The organism is Streptomyces sp. NPDC088252, from assembly GCF_044740965.1.
In the GTDB taxonomy this organism is placed as follows: Bacteria; Actinomycetota; Actinomycetes; order Streptomycetales; family Streptomycetaceae; genus Streptomyces.
The window spans coordinates 58,806-78,527 of sequence record NZ_JBIURS010000019.1 but is presented as its reverse complement, the minus strand read 5'-3'; the positions used below and the strand labels follow the sequence as shown (position 1 = coordinate 78,527).

Here is a 19,722-nt window from a genome sequence, read left to right as displayed (position 1 = left end):
AAAGTGCAAATAGTGCACCGATCATTGAAAGAAGGCACATTCATGAAATTCGCAGTCATCGGCGGAACCGGGCTGATCGGGTCGCGAGCCGTGGAGAAGCTGAACGCAGCCGGGCATCGAGCCGTACCGCACTCCCTGTCCACAGGTGTGAACATCATTACTGGTCAGGGGCTGGAGGCGGCAGTGGCGGGCGCCGACGTCGTCATCAACCTGGCGAATTCCCCGACCTTCGACGACGCCTCGCTCGCCTTCTTCCAGACTTCGATGGACAACCTTCTTGCCGCGAGCGAGAAGGCCGGAGTCGGGCACTTCGTCATCCTCTCGATCGTTGGCGTGGATCACGTCCCCGACCTGGATTACTACCGGGCGAAAGTGCTTCAGGAAGACATCCTCAAGGCCGGGCCGATCCCATACTCCATCGTCCGCGCCACGCAGTTCATGGAGTTCATGGACGCAACCCTGTCCATGACCACCGACGGTGACACCGTCCGGCTGCCAAGCACACCGATCCAGCCGATCGCTGCCGCGGATGTCTCCAGCTTCGTCGCCGAAATCGCCGCAGGCAGCCCTCTGAACGGCGTGGTCAACATCGCAGGTCCCGACGTCTACCCCCTCGACGAACTCGGCCGGCTCACCGTGACCGCCAAGCGCGACGGACGGTCTGTCGTCACCGACGACACCGCCGGCATGTTCGCCGTCGTCCACGGCGACGCCATCACCGCCCGGAACGATGCCCGCATCGCCCCCACCCATTACGCCGACTGGCTCTCCTGAACCACCCCCTCAGCAGGACCATCGGGTGAGGGGCGGGCGGTGCGGATCGCTCACCTGGACAGACGCGGCCGGGACACCTTCGAGTGTCGTGCCTGCTTCATGGGCCCGCGGGCCGAGGTCCGGTGTTGCCGCGCTGTGGGCTACAGGGTGGCAGCGGCTGCGTGGCGGCGCTGCTCGACGGCGCGGTCGATGTCCTCGTCCAGCAGGTCGGTGTTGATGGCGAAGGCGGCGGCGGACCCCATGCCGGCGGCGGCCACGACCTGGGCTCGTCGGTCGACGACATTACCGGCGGCCCAGACACCGACGACGCTGGTGCGGCCCGTGCGGTCGGTGGTGACCCAGCCGTTGTCGTCCTTGTCGCAGCCCAGCTGGGTCAGCAGCTCGTCGTGCGCCACTGGGCGGGGGAAGAGGAATGCCGCGGCGCGGGGGACGGCGCGGCCATCGACGAGTTCGATGCCGCGCAGCCGGTCGCCGTCGACGACGAGCTGCTTGATCTCGCCCTCGACGAGGCGCAGGCCGCACGCCGCCAGCCGCTCCCGGTCCTGCGCGGTCAGGTCCAGGGCGTGCGGGAAGAAGACGACGTCGTCGCTCCACTGGCGCAGGAGCAGGGCCTGGTGGACCGCTCCCGGGTGGGTGCCGAGGACTGCGAGGGGCTGGTCGCGGACTTCGTAGGCGTGGCAGTACGGGCAGTGCAGCAGGTCCTTGCCCCATCGTTCGCGGACGCCGGGGATGTCGGGCAGCTCGTCGCGCAGCCCGGTCGCGATCAGGACGCGGCGGGCCTTGAGCACCACCCCGCCCGCCATGCGGACGTAGTAGCCGTGGTCGATCTGTTCCACCTGCCCGTGGATGAGCTGGACGCCGTAGCGGGCGATCTCGGCGCGCCCGAGGTCGAGCAGTGCTGCCGGGGGCAGACCGTCGCGGGACAGGAAGCCATGCATGTGCGAGGCCGGCGCGTTGCGCGGCTCGCCTGCGTCGATCACCACCACATTGCGGCGAGCACGGCCCAGGAGCAGGGCAGCGTTGAGTCCGGCCGCTCCGGCCCCGACCACCACCACGTCGTGGACCTCGTCGACGTCGCCGTGCTGTGCCCTGCTGTTCTGGTCATTCATCGTATTGATCATGGAAACAACCTCCTGGCGCGATAGTGCGTGCCAGGCCATGGGGCCACAACTTCTGTTGCCATTTCCGGGACGCGGGAGGTGGAATGGGGGTATGGACGAGCAATCACCGATCGCCGCCACGCTGGCTCAGGTCGGCTCCCGCCTCAGGCGCGTCCGCGCCCAGCGCGGCGTGACCCTGTCGGCGCTGGCCGAGGCCACCGGCATCTCCAAGAGCACACTGTCCAGGCTGGAGTCGGGCCAGCGCCGCCCGAGCCTGGAGCTGCTGCTGCCCATCGCGCAGGCCCACCAGGTCCCCCTGGACGAACTCGTCGGGGCGCCGGAAGTCGGTGACCCGCGGATCCGCTGCAAGCCCCGCGTCCACAACGGCCGCACGGTGATCCCGTTGTCGACGCAGCCGGGGCGCCTGCAAGCCTGGAAGTCGATCATCCCTGCGGAACACAACCGGCCTGATCCGGTCACGCACGAGGGGCACGAGTGGCTGTACGTCCTGTCCGGACGCCTGCGGCTCATCCTGGCCGACCACGACCTGATCATGGAATCGGGCGAGGCCGCCGAGTTCGACACCCGCCTGCCGCACTGGTTCGGTCCCGCGGGAGAGTCCCCCGTGGAGGTCCTCAACCTGTTCGGTCCCCAGGGAGAACGCATGCACGTCCGGGCCAAGCCCCACTCCCGGGCGGAGCCGGAGTCCTGACGGAAGGCCCGTCGCCGGGCTTGGAAGCTCTCACCGCCCCCATCCGACACCTCCATCACCAGCCCTGCCTCCAGCCACGCTGGGGCTCGTGAACCCCGGCGCCCGGGCGTCGGCCGTGTCCGCATGCCGCATCAGGAGAACTGGGGGAGGCCGGGCAATCGGTCATCCACGGTCACGGTGACCGGGAGGCGGCCCGGCCGGAAGAAGTCGTCGATCCGGTGCCTCTGCCGACGAGCGGCCGTTCCGGCGAGATCGTCGGATCGGACTGCGTCATCGGCGGAGGATTGATCACGACTCGTGACGGAAGTTCCCTCGCCCGGTACGCGGCGCTTCCCACGACCCTCGACGCGGCCCGAGCATCGAAATCCATGACGCTCAGCCATAGAAGAAAGCGCTTTTGTGACTCCTCCTGAAGGCCGCAGGATGGCGGAGAACCGGCCTGCGGGGAGGAATCATGTCGTCAGCCATCGAAACGGGTCTGCTGCCCTTCACTGCCGAGGTCCGGCCGGAAGGGCTTGCCGTCGGAGGGGTCCTGCTCACCGAACTGGCACGGCGTTGGGGAACACCGCTCTTCGTGTACGACGAGGAGCACCTGCGCCGACGCTGCCGGGAGGCGGTCGCCGCCTTCGGCCAGGGCAACGTCGCGTACGCCTCCAAGGCATTCCTGTGCACGGCCATGGCCCGACTGGCACACGAGGAGGGGATGTTGCTCGATGTGGCCTCCGGCGGCGAGCTGCGGGTGGCGCTGCACGCGGATGTTCCGGCCGGACGGATCGTGCTGCACGGCAACAACAAGGACGAGGCGGAGTTGCGCATGGCGATGTCGGCAGGGGTGCGGCACGTGGTGGTCGACAGCTTCGACGAGATGGACCGCATCGAGCGCCTGCACACCGAGGAACAACTCCCGGCAGCCCGTGTTCAGTTGCGGGTGGCGCCCGGCGTCGCCGCAGGCGCACACGAGGCGATCCGGACCGGTGGCAACGATTCGAAATTCGGCTTCGGCCTCGTCGGCGGAACCGCCGCAGCCGCCGTGCGGCGGGCCGCCGGCTCCCCGGCGATGATCCTGGAGGGCGTCCACGCGCATGTGGGCTCCCAGGTGCTGGACACGGCGGAGCTCGCGGCAGGAGCCGCGGCCGTCGCACGGTTCGCCGCGGAGGCACGGGTGCACCGGCTCACGGTCGGCGGCGGCCTCGGAGTCGCGTACGAGGCGGGGCAGACCGTACCCTCGTTCGCCGACTGGGCGGCCCGGGTGCGCACCGCGGTGCGCGATGCGGGCTGGGGCGGCGACGTGACAGTGGAGCCCGGCCGGTCCATCGCCGCCCGCGCGGGGCTGACCCTGTACCGGGTGGGCACGATCAAGCGCATCGAGGGCGTGCGGACATACGTCAGCGTCGACGGCGGCATGAGCGACAACCTGCGCCCCGCCCTGTACGGCAGCCGCTACGAGGTGTTCCTGCCGCGCCGACCCCGCGCCCCTCGACCGGTGCGGGCACGGCTGGTCGGCAAACACTGCGAGAGCGGCGATGTGATCGTCGACGACGCCGCCCTGCCGTCCGAGCTCGTGGTGGGTGACCTCCTGGCCACGCCGGTCACGGGCGCATACGGATATGCCATGGCGTCCAACTACAACAAGCTGCCGCGCCCCGCAGTCGTCTTCGTGTCCGACGGCCGTGCCCGCACCGTGGTCCGGCGGGAGACCGAGGAGGACCTGCTGCGTCTGGACGTGGACGAGCCCTCCGGGCCCGACGTGCCACCGGCGACCGCAGGGTCGGGTGCCGGGGCGGCGCGGTACATCGGCAGGGCCTAATCTGACCCGATGCTGAACAGTGCTCGACTGCTCGTCCTGCTGGAAATAGCCCGCACGGGCACCATCGTGGCCGCGGCCCAGGCGCTGCATCTGAGCCCGTCCGCCGTCTCTCATCAACTCGCCCGGCTGGAGCAGGAACTCGCGGTGGCGTTGGTGGAACGTCAGCCGCAGAGCCTGCGGCTGACGGCGGCCGGTGTGCGACTGGCCGAGCACGCTCAGGCCGTCGCCGACCTGATGGCCGTCGCACAGGACGATCTGCGGGCGCACTCCGAAGGCGAAGCCGGGGTACTGCGGCTGGGCTTCTTCGCCTCCTCGGGCCTGGAGCTGCTTCCCCGGGCGCTGTCGGGATTCGCCGCCGAGCGGCCCCAGGTCGAGCTGGAGCTGATCCTGGGGCAGCCGCACGAGCTGGTGCCCGATCTGGAAGCGGGCCGGCTGGATGCGGCGGTCGTCTTCGAGCATCCGCTGGACCCCTGGTGCCGACAGGCGACCGTGGACGTGGAGATGTTCTTCGACGAGCCGCAGCTGGTGGTCCTCCCTCTGCGGCACCGCCTCGGGCGGCGCACCGCGGTCCGGCTTGCCGCTCTGGAGGGGGAGAGCTGGATCGGAACGCACGGCGGCCATACCGGCGAACCGGTACTGGAACGCGCATGTGCGGCTGAGGGGTTTCGGCCGCGGGTCCGCTGCCGCAGCGATCACTACCAGGTCACGATCAACCTGGCCCGCGCGGGAATGGGCATAGCGCTCGTCCCGGCCCTCGGGCTCGGCGACACCACGGGTGTGCACGTCTGTCGCCTGGACCATCCCCGACTGCATCGGCGGATCGGGGTCGCCACCCGGCCCACCAACCGCAACCCGCTGCTTCGGATATTCCTCGCGGAGCTGCGGTCGGCGGCCGAGGAGATCCGGTCGCTGCTGGATATGCAGTGGTCCTGACCGGTGGGGCGCACCGCTCTCATTCGCCGGCGCGGCGTCGTGCACACGCCGCGAGGGTGCGGCCGACGTCTCGGATGGCATGCACCGCGGCCCGCTCCGTGCTGGGACCCAGCGCCGGGTCCCAGTGCGCCACCACCGCGTACGCCAGTCGGCGCGCACCGATGATGACACCGGCATCGGCGCGGACCCCGGTGTCGGTGCCGGTCTTGTTGGCCACCAGAAGCCCGTCGGGCAGGGGATTCGGGAAGCCGGGGGCGTACGGGTCGTGATCCACCAGGGCGGGGACCATGCCGTGATCGGTGTTGGCGCGCATCCATTGCAGGAGCCGCGCGGAGGCCGACGGGGAGCTGAGCGTGGAGCGCACCGCATGTGTCACCAGCCGTGCCAGGTCCCGTGCGGTGCCGGTCGCGAAGACGGGCGGCACATCGGGGCCCCGGATGTCACGGACCTTGTCGTGCAGTGTGAGGTGGTCGAGCCCGAGTACCCTCGCCAGCCGGGCCGTGGACTCGCGCCCCACCAGGCGGAGCAGTGCGTTGGTGGCGGTGTTGTCGCTGACCGAAGCGGTCAGCCAGGCCAGATCCTCGACGGTCCAGCCGCGCCTGCTCATCCGGCGCAGCAGCCCGGTCCCGTCCGCCAGGTCCTCGTCGAGGATCTCGACGAGCCGGTCGGCGAGCAGCTCCTCGGTGTCGAGTCGGCGCGACACCTCGGCGAGCAGCAGCAGCTTCGAGGCGGACGCGACCGGCAGCACAGTGCATTCGTCGACCCCCACCGTCTCGCCGCCGTCGATGTCGACCGCGGCGACGGCCAGGGTGAGCGGCAGCGCGGCCGAACGCCGCGCCGCCGCGGCCACTTGGGCCAGACTCATCGGATCCTCACCACTTCCCCCGCCCGCGCCGCGGTCGGGCAACCGCCCCTCACGGCGACCCGTCCCGCCACCACGACGGTATCGATGCCTTCGGGCGCCAGCAGCGGCCGGTCGAAGGTGGCGGTGTCACGCACCGACGCCGGGTCGAGGACGACCAGATCGGCGAGGGCGCCGTCGCGGACCACACCGCGGCCGGTGAGTCCGAACCGCCGGGCCGGCAGACCGGTCATCTTGTGTACCGCGTCCTCCAGCGGGATCAGCTGCTGGTCGCGGCCGTAGTGGCCGAGCACGCGGGCGAAGGTTCCCGCCCAACGAGGGTGCGGGCGACCGGGTTTGGGGACACCGTCCGAGCCGATCATCGAAAGCGGGCTGGCGAGCACCCGCCGCACGTCGTCCTCGCGCATGGAGTGGCTGATGATGGTCACCTCGCCCTGCTCGGCCAGCAGCAGGTCGCACGCGTAGTCGACCGGGTGGACGCCACGTCCGGCGGCGAGGTCGGCGATGCTGCGGCCCTCGGCCTCCGGGTGCGCCTGCGCGGCGGCCACGGTGATGAGGTCCCAGCCACCGTTTCCCACGGTGTTCTCCCACCCCTTGACGCCTTGAGCGATGTCCTTCCGGATCCGGTCGCGCGTATCGCCCCGGCGCAGCCGTTCCAGCAGGGCGCCGACGCCGCCCTCGCTCGTCCATGGCGGCAGCATGGCGTGCAGGACGGTGCTGCCCGCGGTGTACGGGTAGACGTCGCACAGCACGTCCACCCCTTCGGCCCGGGCCTGTGCCAGCCGGGGCAGGGTGCGCAGCGTGGCGCCCCAGGCATGTCGGCCCGCGGTCTTGTGGTGGGAGATCTGCAGCGGGGCGCCGGAACGCACCGCGATCTCCAGGGCTTCCTCCAGGGCAGTCTCCACCTGTGACATCTCATCGCGCAGATGGGTGACGTAGGGCTTGCCGTGACGTGCGGCGACCCTGGCCAGCGCGACGATCTCCTCGGTGCCGGCGTAGGTGCCGGGCGGGTAGATCAGCCCGGTGGAAAGGCCGGCCGCACCTTGACCGAGCGCTCGGTCGAGCAGCGTGCACATGGTGTCCAGCTCGTCGGGCCGGGGCGGGCGGGCCTCGAAGCCCATCACTCCGGCGCGCAGCGTGCCGTGGCCGACGAGCGAGGCGATGTGGGTGCGGCGCAGCGCAGGATCCTGCCCGGCGGAGAACGAGTCGAAGTCCACTGCGGGCCGGACGGGTCCGAGCCCGAACGTCACCCTGAGATGCTCGGTGAGTGAAGGCAGCCGTTCCGGTAGCGAAGGGAACAGGCTCGTCCCGCAGTTGCCGCAGATCTCCGTGGTGACGCCCTGGAGCAGTGGTGCGAGGCGAAGGTCGTCGATCGGCTCGGCGGTGCCGTGGGATGCCGCGAGGGCGTCGGAGTGCGTGTGCACATCGATGAAGCCGGGCGCGACGACCCGGCCGGTGACATCCAGCGTCTCGGCCGCCGCGGCCGGGGCGCCCGCGGGCAGCACGGCGACCCGTCCGTCCACCACCGCGATGTCCGCCTCTCCGGCGGGCGCGCCGGTTCCGTCGACCAGTGTGCCGCCGCGCAGCAGCAGATCCACGGGGCGCCCCATCACAGCACCGTCGACAGGAAGGCCCGCGTGCGCTCGTGACGCGGGTCGGTGAACAGAAGCTCCGGGCTCCCGGCTTCGACGACGGCGCCCTGATCCATGAACAGGACCCGGTCTGCGACCTCGCGGGCGAAGCCCATCTCGTGGGTGACCACGACCATCGTCATACCGCTGCGGGCCAGGTCGCGCATGACGCCCAGGACCTCGCCGACGAGTTCAGGATCGAGAGCGGACGTGGGTTCGTCGAAGAGCATGAGCGCCGGCTCCATGGCCAGTGCGCGGGCGATCGCCACACGCTGCTGCTGCCCACCGGACAGTTGCCCCGGATAGTGGTCCGCCCGCTCCGCGAGACCGACATGGTCCAGCAGGTCCCGGGCATGCCGCTCTGCCTGCGCACGGGAGAGACCCTTGACGGCGACGGGCCCCTCCATCACGTTCTGCACCGCGGTGCGGTGCGGGAACAGGTGGAACCGCTGGAACACCATGCCGATCCGCTCGCGCTGGCGTCGGATGTCCCGGGGGCGCCGCTCGCGCAGGACGCGCCCGGAGGGGCCGTGCTGCTCGTAGCCGATCAGCTCACCGTCCATCCACACCCGCCCCGCGTCGATCTGCTCAAGGTGATTGAAGCAGCGCAGCAGCGTCGACTTCCCGGATCCGGAAGGGCCTATGACACACAGCACCTCACCGCTGCGGACATCGAGATCGATGCCTTTCAGCACCTCGGTGTCACCGAACCGCTTACGGACCCCACGGGCCCTGAGGATGACCTCGCTCATGCCGCCGCCTTCTTCCTGTCACGCCCGGGTACGAGATTCGTCAGGACCCTGCGCCGCAGCGGCGGGGCGGCGCCCGGGCTGTAGCGGCGTTCGACGGCATGCTGGCCGATGCTGGCGATCGTGGTGAGCACCAGGTACCAGAGGGAAGCCACCAGCAGCAGCGCCACCACCTCGAAATTGGCGAGGTAGAGGTGCTGGGAGACCGTCATCAGATCGGCGCCCGCGATGACGGACACCAGAGAGGTCGTCTTGAGCATGGAGATGAACTGGTTGCCGAACGGCGGGATGATGACCCTCATCGCCTGCGGAAGGATGATCCGGGACAGGATCTGACGGTTCGACATGCCGATGGACGCACCCGCCTCGCGCTGGCCCGGGTCCACGCTCTGAATGCCCGCCCGAACGATCTCGGCCATGTAGGCCCCCTCGTTGATGGAGAGGCCGAGCAGGGCGGCCACGAAGCCGGTGATGACCTGGTTGGACTGCCAGCTGATGAGTTTCGGGCCGTCGAACGGGACACCGACGCTGATCACCGGGAACAACAGGGCCAGATTGAACCAGAAGATGAGCTGGACCAGCAGCGGGGTGCCCCGGAAGAACCAGGTGTAGGCGCCGGCGGTGAGACGCAGAACCGGACTGTCGGAGAGCTGCATCACTGCGACGAGCACCCCGATGACGATGCCGAGGGCCATCGAGACGAGCGTGAGCTGAATGGTCACCCCGAGGCCCTTGAGGATCACGCTGTCGAACTGGTATTTGGCGACGATGTCCCAGTGCAGGTTGGGATTGACGATGACGGTGTAGGCGAGCCACACCGCGAACAGTGCGGCGGCGAGGACCGCGAGCCAGCGCCCGGGACGGGGGCGCCGGGTCACCTGCAGGGAGAGGTCGTCCTCCGGCGGCGTGAGGGCGGTGGTGGCTGCCGGTGCCACACCGGGAGCGGCGCCGGGCATCTTCCGGTGGGTCATGTCCGCACTCACTGCCCGTCGTTGATGGTGGCCTCGGGCACGGCGCTGTCGCCGACTCCCCAGGTGTCGAGGATCTTCCGGTAGCCGCCGTCGTCGATCAGTTCCTGCAAGGCCTTTCGGACGGCGTCGCGCAGTCCGCCCTGGCTCTTCGCGGCCGCGATGCCCCAGGGAGCGGTGCCGTACTGCGTCGGCAGAACCTCGTACGCGCTGCTCTTCTTTGTGAACATCCTGGCGACGGGATAGTCGACGATGGTCGCGACCGCGCGTCCGCTGTCCAGTTGCAGCAGCCCGGTCGGCGCGTCCTCACTCTGCGAGATCCGCATCTTCTGCTCGCACTTGGCGTTCTGCTCCTCGCCGATGTGGAGGTTCGAACTGCCCTTGGCGAGGACGACGGCCTTTCCGCACAGGTCCGTGAGGGACTTGATGTCCTGCGGGTTGCCCTTCTTCGTCATGATGACGCCGCCGGTACGGAAGTAGTCGACGAAATCGACCGCCTGGCGCCGCTGGGCACTGTCTGTCATGGACGACATGACCAGATCGAAGCGTCCGGACTCCAGACCGGGAATCAGCCCGTCGAAGGCGGCATTGGTGAGTTCGAGCTTCAGCTTCAGCCGTTCGGCGATGGCCTTGGCCAGGTCGGGGTCGACACCTGTGAGCCGGGTGGTCCCGGGCTCGTACATCTCCATCGGCGGGTATCCCACCGCGGTGGCCACCCGCAGCACACCCTTCTGCCGGTACTGCGCGGGGAGCAGCTCGGCTGCTGTCCGGCCGGCGGCGGCCTGCGAGGAACTGCCGGACGGGGCGTCGCCCTGGCCGGAGCGTCCACATGCGGTGGCCGCAAGAGCCACCACGGCCAGGGCTGCCAGACAGCGCAGAGAACGGGGACGATTCATCGGATTTCTCCCTCACGGGGTGGCGGTGCGCCGATGCTGGCAGTCGCGCCCGGGTGAATGGAAGATGATGAAGCTATTCATGCCTGACCATCGAAATCCATACGGGTCCGGCTCCCTGCGGACGAGGACACCGAAACGGGATGGGGCATCGCGTGCGACGGCCACTCGGCCGACTGTGCTGCTGCTCGGCACCGGTGGGGTGCTCGCGCGGTACTTCTCGAAGTCCGTGGCCGCGCGCGGGCCGGTGCCGGTCGACGTTCCGCATGCGCTATGATCGATCTTGGAAGTCCTCCGCAACTCGCAGTGAAGGACACTGCGTTGGTGGTCCAAGGAAAGACACCCCGCTTCCTGCGGGGAAATGCAGGTGCAAGGCCTGCCCAGCGCTCGCTCACGAAGCCCTTCTCCTCTTCGGGGAAGGGCTTCGTCATGTTTCCCTGGTGCGACGTTCGGTGAGCGTGACGGGTGCCGGGAGCGTTCCGTTGTCCACGGAGACGAGCTCTGTGGTGGAGTGTCGGACCGAGTGGGGAGCCGGCGGTTCTCCTGGTCCACCGGCGACATCTCAAGCGCTACCGCTGCGTCAAGGGTTGGGTCGGCCGGAGTGTGGACACGCCGTTCACCGGTGAGCTCGTCATCGCCGACGGGCAGGACGAGCGGCGCACGCCGGTGAAGGATGTCCGGGTTCGGCCCTGCCACTTGGCGCTGCTTCCCGGTTCTCGGTTCCTGCTGGCGGGCGGACGCACAGTCAGGGCTGATGCGGGAGACGCCTGGATGCCGAATGCCGCGATGTTCTCCGCGTCGAGGACCCCCGAAGCCGATTTCTGCATCGGCGATGACATCCCTGTTCTGGTCACTGACCGTGATGGGGGAATCTGGACGGCTTACGGAGACGAGGGTGTCTACGGCGGCCACCCCGAGTCGGCAGGCGGCCTTGCGGGATGGACGCAAGAAGGCCATGTCAGGTGGCTTCCCCAGGGGCGTTTGCCCGACGCTCCGTTGGAAGGCTGCACCGCTGCGACCGACGGAGACCGGGTGTGGCTTGTCTGGTACTCGGGCGGTTGTCGGGGCGGCACGTATCTGACCCGGATCACACCATCCACCGGTGAAGTAACCAGCTGTCCAGCCCGGTCCCCAATCCTGACGGGTTCGCGGTTCGCGACACGTACGCCGTATTCACCGCCCGCAATCACAACCGGCGTTCCACCGAACTCATCCACGCCGAACTGGACGGCGACAGCCGGACGGTGACCAGCCGACGCAAGCTTCGAGTGCCGGGACGAGTCGTCCTGCGTTGCGGCCAAGGCCGCGACGCATCCCTGTGGCTCCGCACGGGCGACACCTGGCTGCGCATAGAGGCATGAACACTTTGCTGCTTCGATCATTCCCACCAGTGCGACTTCGGTCGCGAACGATCCGGATTCGGTGGCAGTGGGCAATCACCCGGGAAGCGTGTCTTCCTCCTCCGGCACGTGAATACCCGAACCGGTAACCGTCAGCGGATCCACCATCCCGGACCGGCCAGGCCCGCAGGAGAGTTGTCCTCATTGCTCCCGTCATCGAGCCGTGGTCCGGCCGAGCAGCGCGGGGGCTGTTCAGGAGAGGGAATTCGGTTTGCGAGGTGGGGGGACGCCTCGGAGCAGTCCCCACAGGGGATGTGAGCCGGACGCCCACGCTCCGAGGGTATGGCGGTCGACCACGTGAAGCCGCTGTTGTTTGGCGAAGGCCACGGCCGGCGCAGTCACGCGGCCGTTGGTCACGATTACTGCGATGTCGGCGCCGTGGACCTGGCGGGCGGTGCCGTTGAGTACCTGAAGGTCCGGCGTGCCCACTGCGGAGCCGGCTAGGCCGTTACGGCGGTGCTTGCACTGGATCACCCAGCGCCGCCCGTAGGGGTCGGTGGCCTTCACGTCCGCGCCCAGGTCCCCGCTGCCGCCCACCCGGACCGCGTCCTGGCAGCCGTCACGGCGCATCAGGTCCCGCACGGCATCCTCGAACCGGGAGTGGTGCAGGGCGTCCAGTTGGGGCAGCCCGTAGCGCAGGCCCTGAGCGCGTACCGCTTCCCACCTGGCTTTCTGCTGTTGCCGGTAGAGGAGCCAGCCGCCGCCCGCCGGCACCGCGAGCGTCCCGATGACGATGAGGACCCACCAGTGGGCCACCATCCAGTTGACGACAGCCACCACCAGACCGATAGCCACGGCCGCCGCCACGAGGAGACCGATCAGACGGTCGTTCTTGCGGTGCTGCCGTTTGCCCGACCGCCTGGAACGCCGCCGTGCTGTCGGCCGCCTGGTCATCGTCGCTCCTTCACGCGAGGGCTCATCGGCTGGCCCGGGTGACACCGCTCGCGAGCTGACCCAGGATGTTCAGGATTCCTTCGCCTACCGGGGTGGGAGCGATCAGGACACCCAGCGCGATGACGATGATCACAGTCACCTTCTCGTCGAAGCGGCTGCGGGCCTCCGTACGCCGGCGCAGCCGAAAGAACACGATGGCCGCGAGCAGCACAGCCACGTTGATCGTCATCAGCCGCAGGACCTCCCGCCCGGCTGTCGCCGCCTCTGGGCTCAGAACTGGAAGGCGGCGTCCCGGTCTCCTTTGTAGTGGGCGGTGGTTGGTGCTGTTGCTGGGTTGCCGATGAATGACGGTAAACCCATCTTCTGGCTGAATTGTCAGGGGATCGGTACGCGCGCGGCTCCCAGCCGGCGAACAAAGTCAGAGCCTGCACCGTCTCTGAACGCTCCGGCACAGCGGCTTGTTCACGGGCGTACCACCGGCGGCATCTCGGCGTCTGGGTCGTGGGCGGGACGGCGTGCGGTGTCGCTGATGCGGATCAGGATGCCGACGAGGGCCCAGTTGGCGATGACGGACGAACCGCCGTACGCGAGGAACGGCATCGTCATCCCGGTCAGCGGGATCAGGCCCATCACACCGCCGGCGACAACGAAGACCTGCAGAGCGAGCGCCCCCGACAGGCCGATGGCGAGCAGTTTGCCGAAGGGGTCGCGGGCGGCGAGGGCTGTGCGCACGCCGCGCTCCACGACCAGGCCGTAGATCAGCAGGATTGCCATGATCCCCGTCAGGCCCAGCTCCTCGCCGAAGGTGGCGAGGACGAAGTCGGAGTTGGCGGCGAACCGGATGAGGTCGGAGTGGCCCTGGCCGAGGCCGGTGCCCAGGGTGCCGCCGGAGCCGAACGCCCACAGCGCCTGCATCGACTGCTCGGAGTGACCGCCCACGCCCTGGCGGCTGAGCGCGTACTCCTTCATCGGGTCGAGCCAGGCCTGGACACGCTGTTGGACGTGCGACTCGAAAGAGGCGACGCCGACGGCACCGGCCGCGGACATCAGCAGACCGAAGACGATCCAGCTGGTCCGTTCGGTGGCGACGTACAGCATGATGACGAACATTCCGAAGAACAGCAGAGACGTGCCGAGGTCGGTCTCGAAGACCAGGATCAGGATCGAGAGGAACCAGATGACCAGGATCGGGCCGAGGTCGCGGCCGCGCGGCAGGTACAGGCCCATGAATCGGCGGCTGGCCAGGGCCAGCGCGTCGCGCTTGACCATCAGGTAGCCGGCGAAGAAGACCGCGAGCACGATCTTCGCGAACTCACCGGGCTGGATGCTGAAGCTGCCGACATGGATCCAGATCTTGGCGCCGTAAATGTTGGCGCCCAGGCCCGGGACCAGTGGCAGCAGCAGGAGGAACAGGGCGCCCACCATGGAGATGTAGGTGTAGCGCTGCAGGACGCGGTGGTCCTTGAGGAAGATCAGGACAACGATGAAGAGGGCGATGCCCATCGTCGTGTACATCAGCTGCCTCGGGGCGGCCGTTCCCGCCTGTTTGACCGACTGCAGCAGTTCGGACTGGTCCAGTCGCCAGATGACGACCAGGCCGAGTCCGTTCAGCAGCGTGGCCAGCGGCAGCAGCAGCGGGTCCGCGTACGGCGCGGACTTCCGTACGACGAGATGGGCGACGCCGGCCAGCAGACCCAGCCCCAGGCCGTAACCCAGCAGGCCGGACGGCACCTGGTTGTTGACGGCCAGGCCCACATTGGCGTAGGCGAACACCGGAATGACGACGGCGAACGCCAGCAGTGCCAGCTCGGTGTTGCGTCGGTTCGGTGCGCCGATCGTGGACGTACGGTGCGTCGACGCGTTTGTGGTACCGCTCATGGTGCGACGGGGCCTCTCACGGCTTGCATGCTGCTTACCGACCAGTGAGGAGACGGCCTTCTGCTCTCCTTCAAAGGCCGGTCCGGGGCTGGGAGTGGGTGCGGTAGGGGTCTGGGACGGCGGCTTCGAAGCCACGGAGTCGGCGGCGCTGTTGTCTTGGCTATCGCCTTAGACGTGAAGGAAGCGTGTGTGGTTCCTGAGGTGCCTGTGGTCCTGCCGGCCTTGTCCTGGTGTGATGTGTCAGACGTGGCATCACGTGGCGCCATCCGGCGCCGCCTGGTGCCGTTCCGTGCTCTCAAGTGCCCATGGGCGCGCAAGGTGTCACGATGGCACAGGTCGCCCTCCTTGTGTCTCCGCAGGTCAGGGTGGTTGTTCTGAAGTTACGCCCACTTACGGTGTCGTCTGGGCTTGCGAATGGCGCCATTGTGGTGCCATGGTGGCGTCATGGGCCTCGCTCCGTATGTCGACACGCTCCGCCGCGAACTCGCGGTGGCCGCCGAAGCCGGCGGCGACGAAGCCCGCGAGCTGGCCGAGAGGCTCACCGCTCCCCTGGAGTCGGCGACCCGGCTGACCATGCTCAACGTGCTCTCCGCCGCGATGGACGAGATCACCCGCGAACTCGCCCCCGGCTCGGTCGACGTACGGCTGCGCGGGCTCGACCCCGACTTCGTGGTGACACCACCGCCCACCGACGGCGGCACCGTGGAAACGACCGCCGCACCCGTCGAACCACTCAGGGCCCCGGCGCCCGCCGAGGGCGACGAGGGCGGCACCGCCCGCGTCGATCTGCGTCTGCCGGCCCACCTCAAGGCGCGCGCCGAGGAGGCCGCGAGCCGCGAGGGCCTGTCGGTCAACGCGTGGCTGGGTACCTGGACGAGGCCGACGAACTCGCCGACCGCATTGCCGTGCTCAACGACGGCAGGATCGCCGCCGACGGCACCGCCGAGGAACTCAAGCGGATCGTCCCCGGCGGACACGTCCGGCTCCGCTTCACCGAACCGACCGCCTACCGGAACGCCGCCTCCGCACTGCGCGACACCACCCGGGACGACGAATCCCTCGCCCTGCACATCCCCGGCGACGGCAGCCAGCGCGCACTGCGCTCCATCCTCGACCGACTCGACTCGGCCCGCATCGAGGCCGACGAGCTGCCGCCCGTCCAGGGATGCAGGGTGCGGACGTACTTCAACCGCGACCGTGGGGGAGATTACCGAAGAGGGGGCACGAGGCGGAGCGGGTCGGCGCCATGCCGCGGCTCGAAGAGCATGCGGTCAGCCCGCACCCGAGCGGGGCAGCAGCCCGATCGGCTCGAAGGCGGCTCGTCGCGGCGCAATAGCTGATCGGAGAGGAGGCCGGGCGGCAGGATCGTCGAGCCGGTGGAGGACGCGGGCCGGTCGCCGGACAGTCGGTGGCAGATGCCTTCCGGTCCTGTGAGGGCCGCCGGGCCGGCGACCCTCACGGGTGTGACGGCCCAGAAGGTGTTCCGGGCAAGACGGGCGGTCGGGTCCGCTCACCCCATCTGGAGGCGGTCGGCCGGACCGGCGGCGGTGAACGCGGCCACCGGTTCGTCACGGCCCTCGGTGAAATGGGCCCAGCTGGTACGGGCAGCCGTTTCCGGGCGCTGCGGCAAATCCGGGGGCTCCTCCCGGCAGGAAGCCCTGTCTCGTCTTCTCCCGCGCCGGCCGGTGCCTGGGCATCCAGGCCCGGGCGCATCCGCGTCGGGGACCATTCGGCATGCAACTCACCGACAACTTTTCTTTTCTTGACAATAAATTTCATCGGGCGCATCCTGGAGCGGTGCTGGACGTAGCTGTGATCGAAGAACCCGCCGCGGCCGAGGCGTCCCTGGACCCGATACGGTCCCGGATCCTCGCCGCCCTGGCCGAGCCCGGCTCGGCCGTCATGCTGGCCGCCCGCCTGGGGCTGCCCCGGCAGAAGGTCAACTACCACCTGAAGGAACTGGAGCGTCACGGCCTGGTCGAACTCGCCGAGGAACGGCGCAAGGGCAACGTCACCGAGCGGGTGTACCGCGCCACCGCCGCCTCCTACGTGATCTCTCCCAGCGCCCTGGCCGCCGTCAGTCCGGACCCCTCCCGGTCCCCGGACCAGCTCTCCGCCCGCTGGTTGCTGGCCCTGGGGGCGCGGTTGGTGCAGGAGGTCGGTGCTCTGCTGACGGGCGCCTCCCGGGCCTCGCGGCGGGTTGCGACCTTCGGTATCGACGCGGAGGTGCGGTTCGCCTCCGCGGCTGACCGGGCGGCCTTCGCCGACGAGCTGGCCCAGGCCGTGACGGACCTCGTGGGCCGCTACCACGATGAGTTCGCCCCCGGGGGGCGCAGCCACCGGGTGATCGTCGGGCTCCATCAGATCGCCGCCGCGCAGCCCGGCGCCCAGGGGGGTCCGGCCGAACCGCAGCAGAATGCCGGGGAGACACAAGGGCACGAATCCGAAGCGCGACAGGAGACCCCACGATGACGCACCCCTTCGAGATCGAGCAGGAGACGACCCTGCCGGGGAGTCCCGAACAGGTCTGGGAGGCGATCGCCACCGGACCGGGGGTCGACTCCTGGTTCATGGGGCGCAACGAGGTGGAGCCGCGCGAGGGCGGCACCGCCGCCATGGACACCGGGGGCAACCGTGAGGAGTCGGTGGTCACCGCCTACGAACCCGGCAAACGCTTCGCCACCCGCACGGCCACCGCCGAGGACGGCCGCTTCATGGCCTTCGAGTACCTGATCGAGGGGCGCGGCGGCGGCAGCACCGCGCTCCGCATCGTCCACAGCGGTCTGCTCGGCGACGACTGGCAGAACGAGTACGACGCGTTGCGCCGAGGCTGGCCCTTCCACCTCCACACGCTCCGCGAGTACCTGGACCACTTCCCGGGACGCACCGGCGTTCCCGTCTTCGCCCTGGCGCCCTCGGGCGAGCAGCCCGGCCAGCAGGTCCGGGCGGCCCTCACCCGCGGGCTGTCGCTGCCGAGTCCGGTCGCCGTGGGCGCGCGTGCTCACGCCGAGCCGGCCGGTCTGCCGCCGGTGGACGGCGAGGTGACCTGGTCGGACGACGAGCGCATCGAGGTCCGTACCGCCGACGGGATCTACACCTTCCACCACTTCCCCGGCGTGGTCCTGATGTTCCACCACCTCTTCGGCCCCGACACGGATGGCGCCGAGGCCGCCTGGCAGCACTGGCTGACCGGCCTCCTCGCCTGACCTCCGGCGGGCCCGGGTGCACGGCCACCCGGTCGGGCACGGGACCCGCTCCGCCCACAGACCTGCCGGACCAGCTGCTCTTTGCAGCGGCCACCGGCACCTCACCATCGGGCGCCTGCGCCGTGAACGCGGCCCGTGCGCGCACCGAGCAGCCACACAACGCACATCCAAGACACCGAGGGAAGATTCTCATGCGCACTGTGATCAGCACGGCCTTCATCTCGCTCGACGGCGTCGTGGAGGCGCCGGGCGGCGAAACCGGCTACCGGAACTCCGGATGGACCTTCAAGGAAGTCGACTTCGTCCCCGAGGCGTTCGAGATCAAGGAGCGGGAACAGCGGGAGTCCACCGCGATCCTGATGGGCCGGGTCAGCTACGAGGCGTTCAGCCCGGTGTGGCCGGACATGGCAGAGTTCGCGCATTACAAGGCGGTGCCCAAGTACGTCGTCTCCACCACCCTCACCGAGGACAAGTTGGTCTCCAACTGGGGCGAGACCACAATCCTGCGCTCCCTCGACGACGTCGCCGCCCTCAAGGAGACCGACGGCGGCACGATCATCGTCCACGGCAGCGCCTCGCTGAACAACAGCCTCTCGGACGCGGGCCTGATCGACCGCTACCACCTGCTGGTCTTTCCGCTGCTGCTCGGTGCCGGCAAGCGCCTGTTCAGCACCACGGACAAGGACACCCAGAAGCTGAAGCTGGTCGAGCACGAGGTCTACGGCAACGGCCTGCAGAAGCAGGTCTTCGACGTCGTCCGCTGACGACGTTCCCGGCGTCCCGCCATGCCCTCGCCTGCGAGGGCATGGCGCCCCTGGTCACCTGCCAGCACGGACACGTGCTGACATCTCATCGCCGTGCGTCAGACAACGCGGCCTGGCCCACGGCCGGATTTCCACAGGCGGCGCGCCACGGCCGGCCTCCACCCCGAGGCCGGGCCACCGCCTGCGGCGCCAGTCGCTGGAGCGGTCGCTGGGACTTCTCGCGACGCGCGCCGTGGCGGTCTCGGCAGTGGGAGGCCATCGGGTTGCTCGCGAGCACCCGGGCGCTGCCGGATCGGAGAGTCGCGACGAGCAGGTCCCGGCTGGTCCCGATGGCCATCGGGGCCGGGGTCTCGGGGCTGTCGCCGTGGTCGGCCAGAAGGTCCAGAAGTCGACCGTCGGGCATCGGAGCATGTCTGCCCGCCCCGTGCGCGTAGGAGCGCTCCTGCAGTTCGTACGCCGTCAGCTGTTCGATGATCACCTCGCCGTCGGCGTTGGCCGGGCGGCGTTCGCGGCCGCCCTGCTCGGAGACGCTCTGCGGGATGTGGGGCAGCCAGTCGGGCAGGGAGTGGAAGCCGCCGATCAGGTTCCAGACCTCATCGGGGGAGGCCTGGACGACGCGGCTGACTGAAGTGGATGCCATGGTGGGGTCCTTCGTGCGTGGGGTTGTGGTCCTGCCGGGGGTGGTGGGGGTGGTCAGGCACCGGCCGGGAGCGGGGCGGCCGGGTCGAGCAGGCCGGTCTCGCGCAGGTCGTGCCAGAAGGCGACAGGGATCTCCTCACGCAGGGCGTCGAGGTCCTCGGCGATGCGGCAGGGGCGGGTGGCGCCGGGGATCGCGGCGACGGCGACCGGGCGGGCGAGGGCGAACTGCAGTGCGGCGGCCTTGACGGACACACCGTGCCGCTCGGCCAGCTCCCGGATGCGCCGGACGGTCTCCAGGATGCGGGCCGGAGCCGGCTGGTACTCGAAATGTGGCGGTGAGCCGCTCGGCGCCTCCCTTGTGCGCTCCTTCGCAGTTTGCTTGCATGCGACGATATTTGCAGACGCGTGATTAATGCATGCACTTTTTAATGTATGGGCGTTTTAAGTGCGTGTGCAAGTTTTTTCGAGGGCTTCCTCGGCCTGTGGGAACAGTGGAAAGGCCCTGTGGCCCA

Annotated in this window: 17 protein-coding genes and 4 pseudogenes; 9 read left to right on the top strand and 12 right to left on the bottom strand. The window is 69.3% G+C overall.

Translation table 11 applies throughout. The features are described from left to right. Positions 1-42 precede the first annotated feature (42 nt). On the top strand, positions 43-774 hold the full coding sequence (locus ACIOHC_RS31230) for an NAD(P)H-binding protein (protein ID WP_365693198.1): 732 nt from the start codon (positions 43-45) through the stop codon (positions 772-774). A 140-nt stretch (positions 775-914) separates the two neighbouring features. Here the strand turns inward: ACIOHC_RS31230 and ACIOHC_RS31225 are convergent, their stop codons facing one another. Further along, positions 915-1,895 carry an NAD(P)/FAD-dependent oxidoreductase gene (locus ACIOHC_RS31225; RefSeq protein ID WP_401844923.1) on the bottom strand — a complete coding sequence of 327 codons (981 nt, stop codon included), beginning with the start codon at positions 1,893-1,895 and terminating at the stop codon, positions 915-917. A 91-nt stretch (positions 1,896-1,986) separates the two neighbouring features. Between ACIOHC_RS31225 and ACIOHC_RS31220 the strand changes: the two genes are divergently transcribed. The 3 genes from ACIOHC_RS31220 (at position 1,987) to ACIOHC_RS31210 (ending at position 5,326) form a co-directional block, all read left to right on the top strand. Further along, complete coding sequence (locus tag ACIOHC_RS31220; RefSeq protein ID WP_401844921.1) at positions 1,987-2,586, top strand: helix-turn-helix domain-containing protein; 600 nt, start codon at positions 1,987-1,989, stop codon at positions 2,584-2,586. Between the two features lie 454 nt (positions 2,587-3,040). Beyond that, positions 3,041-4,393, top strand: a complete 1,353-nt coding sequence (lysA, locus tag ACIOHC_RS31215; protein ID WP_351082035.1) for a diaminopimelate decarboxylase — start codon at positions 3,041-3,043, stop codon at positions 4,391-4,393. A 9-nt stretch (positions 4,394-4,402) separates the two neighbouring features. Further along, a complete protein-coding gene (locus ACIOHC_RS31210; RefSeq protein ID WP_351082033.1) occupies positions 4,403-5,326 on the top strand; it encodes a LysR family transcriptional regulator in 924 nt (307 codons plus the stop codon). A 19-nt stretch (positions 5,327-5,345) separates the two neighbouring features. Here the strand turns inward: ACIOHC_RS31210 and ACIOHC_RS31205 are convergent, their stop codons facing one another. From ACIOHC_RS31205 to ACIOHC_RS31170, 8 genes are all read right to left on the bottom strand, one after another. Then, complete coding sequence (locus ACIOHC_RS31205) at positions 5,346-6,191, bottom strand: serine hydrolase (RefSeq protein ID WP_351082030.1); 846 nt, start codon at positions 6,189-6,191, stop codon at positions 5,346-5,348. After that, the gene (locus tag ACIOHC_RS31200) at positions 6,188-7,798 is read right to left on the bottom strand and encodes a D-aminoacylase (protein ID WP_351082028.1); all 1,611 of its coding nucleotides are present in this window, start codon (positions 7,796-7,798) and stop codon (positions 6,188-6,190) included. The genes ACIOHC_RS31205 and ACIOHC_RS31200 overlap by 4 nt, the downstream gene beginning before the upstream one ends. Further along, entirely contained in the window at positions 7,798-8,571 is a 774-nt protein-coding gene (locus ACIOHC_RS31195; protein ID WP_351082025.1) for an amino acid ABC transporter ATP-binding protein, read from the bottom strand. Before ACIOHC_RS31195 ends, ACIOHC_RS31200 begins: the two co-directional genes overlap by 1 nt. Continuing rightward, positions 8,568-9,539, bottom strand: coding sequence for an amino acid ABC transporter permease (locus tag ACIOHC_RS31190; protein ID WP_351082022.1), 972 nt, complete (start codon positions 9,537-9,539; stop codon positions 8,568-8,570). Before ACIOHC_RS31190 ends, ACIOHC_RS31195 begins: the two co-directional genes overlap by 4 nt. Positions 9,540-9,547: 8 nt before the next feature. Continuing rightward, the gene (locus ACIOHC_RS31185) at positions 9,548-10,432 is read right to left on the bottom strand and encodes an ABC transporter substrate-binding protein (protein ID WP_351082021.1); all 885 of its coding nucleotides are present in this window, start codon (positions 10,430-10,432) and stop codon (positions 9,548-9,550) included. Between the two features lie 1,589 nt (positions 10,433-12,021). Then, positions 12,022-12,723, bottom strand: coding sequence for a restriction endonuclease (locus tag ACIOHC_RS31180; protein WP_351082019.1), 702 nt, complete (start codon positions 12,721-12,723; stop codon positions 12,022-12,024). 22 nt (positions 12,724-12,745) lie between these two features. After that, positions 12,746-12,955 (bottom strand): hypothetical protein, encoded by a 210-nt coding sequence (locus ACIOHC_RS31175; protein WP_351082080.1) that lies wholly within the window; start codon positions 12,953-12,955, stop codon positions 12,746-12,748. A gap of 230 nt (positions 12,956-13,185) precedes the next feature. Then, positions 13,186-14,601, bottom strand: a complete 1,416-nt coding sequence (locus tag ACIOHC_RS31170; protein WP_351082017.1) for an FtsW/RodA/SpoVE family cell cycle protein — start codon at positions 14,599-14,601, stop codon at positions 13,186-13,188. Between the two features lie 444 nt (positions 14,602-15,045). Here ACIOHC_RS31170 and ACIOHC_RS31165 point away from each other — a divergent pair. Together ACIOHC_RS31165 and ACIOHC_RS31160 are read left to right on the top strand one after the other, a co-directional pair. Next, positions 15,046-15,465: pseudogene (locus tag ACIOHC_RS31165) on the top strand (hypothetical protein); the annotation flags it as partial. A 2-nt stretch (positions 15,466-15,467) separates the two neighbouring features. Further along, positions 15,468-15,752 (top strand): annotated as a pseudogene (locus ACIOHC_RS31160) (ABC transporter); the annotation flags it as partial. Between the two features lie 359 nt (positions 15,753-16,111). Here the strand turns inward: ACIOHC_RS31160 and ACIOHC_RS31155 are convergent. Further along, positions 16,112-16,198 (bottom strand): annotated as a pseudogene (locus tag ACIOHC_RS31155) (MBL fold metallo-hydrolase); the annotation flags it as partial. Positions 16,199-16,398: 200 nt separating this feature from the next. Between ACIOHC_RS31155 and ACIOHC_RS31150 the strand changes: the two are divergent. The 3 genes from ACIOHC_RS31150 (at position 16,399) to ACIOHC_RS31140 (ending at position 18,571) form a co-directional block, all read left to right on the top strand. Then, a complete protein-coding gene (locus ACIOHC_RS31150; RefSeq protein WP_401844915.1) occupies positions 16,399-17,073 on the top strand; it encodes an ArsR/SmtB family transcription factor in 675 nt (224 codons plus the stop codon). Further along, positions 17,070-17,807, top strand: a complete 738-nt coding sequence (locus ACIOHC_RS31145; protein ID WP_389637401.1) for an SRPBCC domain-containing protein — start codon at positions 17,070-17,072, stop codon at positions 17,805-17,807. Before ACIOHC_RS31150 ends, ACIOHC_RS31145 begins: the two co-directional genes overlap by 4 nt. Before the next feature lie 191 nt (positions 17,808-17,998). Further along, the gene (locus ACIOHC_RS31140) at positions 17,999-18,571 is read left to right on the top strand and encodes a dihydrofolate reductase family protein (RefSeq protein ID WP_351082012.1); all 573 of its coding nucleotides are present in this window, start codon (positions 17,999-18,001) and stop codon (positions 18,569-18,571) included. Positions 18,572-18,656: 85 nt separating this feature from the next. Here the strand turns inward: ACIOHC_RS31140 and ACIOHC_RS31135 are convergent, their stop codons facing one another. Together ACIOHC_RS31135 and ACIOHC_RS31130 are read right to left on the bottom strand one after the other, a co-directional pair. Further along, positions 18,657-19,211 (bottom strand): SRPBCC family protein, encoded by a 555-nt coding sequence (locus ACIOHC_RS31135; protein WP_401844912.1) that lies wholly within the window; start codon positions 19,209-19,211, stop codon positions 18,657-18,659. 53 nt (positions 19,212-19,264) lie between these two features. Next, positions 19,265-19,540, bottom strand: a pseudogene (locus ACIOHC_RS31130) (aldo/keto reductase); the annotation flags it as partial. Between the last annotated feature and the right edge of the window lie 182 nt (positions 19,541-19,722).

What these genes read in the sequence shown, in the direction of transcription:
- ACIOHC_RS31230 (WP_365693198.1), top strand. Translation starts at nt 43, where the DNA reads ATGAAATTCGCAGTCATCGGCGGAACCGGGCTGATCGGGTCGCGAGCC.
- ACIOHC_RS31225 (WP_401844923.1), bottom strand. Translation starts at nt 1,895, where the DNA reads ATGATCAATACGATGAATGACCAGAACAGCAGGGCACAGCACGGCGAC.
- ACIOHC_RS31220 (WP_401844921.1), top strand. Translation starts at nt 1,987, where the DNA reads ATGGACGAGCAATCACCGATCGCCGCCACGCTGGCTCAGGTCGGCTCC.
- lysA (WP_351082035.1), top strand. Translation starts at nt 3,041, where the DNA reads ATGTCGTCAGCCATCGAAACGGGTCTGCTGCCCTTCACTGCCGAGGTC.
- ACIOHC_RS31210 (WP_351082033.1), top strand. Translation starts at nt 4,403, where the DNA reads ATGCTGAACAGTGCTCGACTGCTCGTCCTGCTGGAAATAGCCCGCACG.
- ACIOHC_RS31205 (WP_351082030.1), bottom strand. Translation starts at nt 6,191, where the DNA reads ATGAGTCTGGCCCAAGTGGCCGCGGCGGCGCGGCGTTCGGCCGCGCTG.
- ACIOHC_RS31200 (WP_351082028.1), bottom strand. Translation starts at nt 7,798, where the DNA reads ATGGGGCGCCCCGTGGATCTGCTGCTGCGCGGCGGCACACTGGTCGAC.
- ACIOHC_RS31195 (WP_351082025.1), bottom strand. Translation starts at nt 8,571, where the DNA reads ATGAGCGAGGTCATCCTCAGGGCCCGTGGGGTCCGTAAGCGGTTCGGT.
- ACIOHC_RS31190 (WP_351082022.1), bottom strand. Translation starts at nt 9,539, where the DNA reads ATGACCCACCGGAAGATGCCCGGCGCCGCTCCCGGTGTGGCACCGGCA.
- ACIOHC_RS31185 (WP_351082021.1), bottom strand. Translation starts at nt 10,432, where the DNA reads ATGAATCGTCCCCGTTCTCTGCGCTGTCTGGCAGCCCTGGCCGTGGTG.
- ACIOHC_RS31180 (WP_351082019.1), bottom strand. Translation starts at nt 12,723, where the DNA reads ATGACCAGGCGGCCGACAGCACGGCGGCGTTCCAGGCGGTCGGGCAAA.
- ACIOHC_RS31170 (WP_351082017.1), bottom strand. Translation starts at nt 14,601, where the DNA reads ATGAGCGGTACCACAAACGCGTCGACGCACCGTACGTCCACGATCGGC.
- ACIOHC_RS31145 (WP_389637401.1), top strand. Translation starts at nt 17,070, where the DNA reads ATGACGCACCCCTTCGAGATCGAGCAGGAGACGACCCTGCCGGGGAGT.
- ACIOHC_RS31140 (WP_351082012.1), top strand. Translation starts at nt 17,999, where the DNA reads ATGCGCACTGTGATCAGCACGGCCTTCATCTCGCTCGACGGCGTCGTG.
- ACIOHC_RS31135 (WP_401844912.1), bottom strand. Translation starts at nt 19,211, where the DNA reads ATGGCATCCACTTCAGTCAGCCGCGTCGTCCAGGCCTCCCCCGATGAG.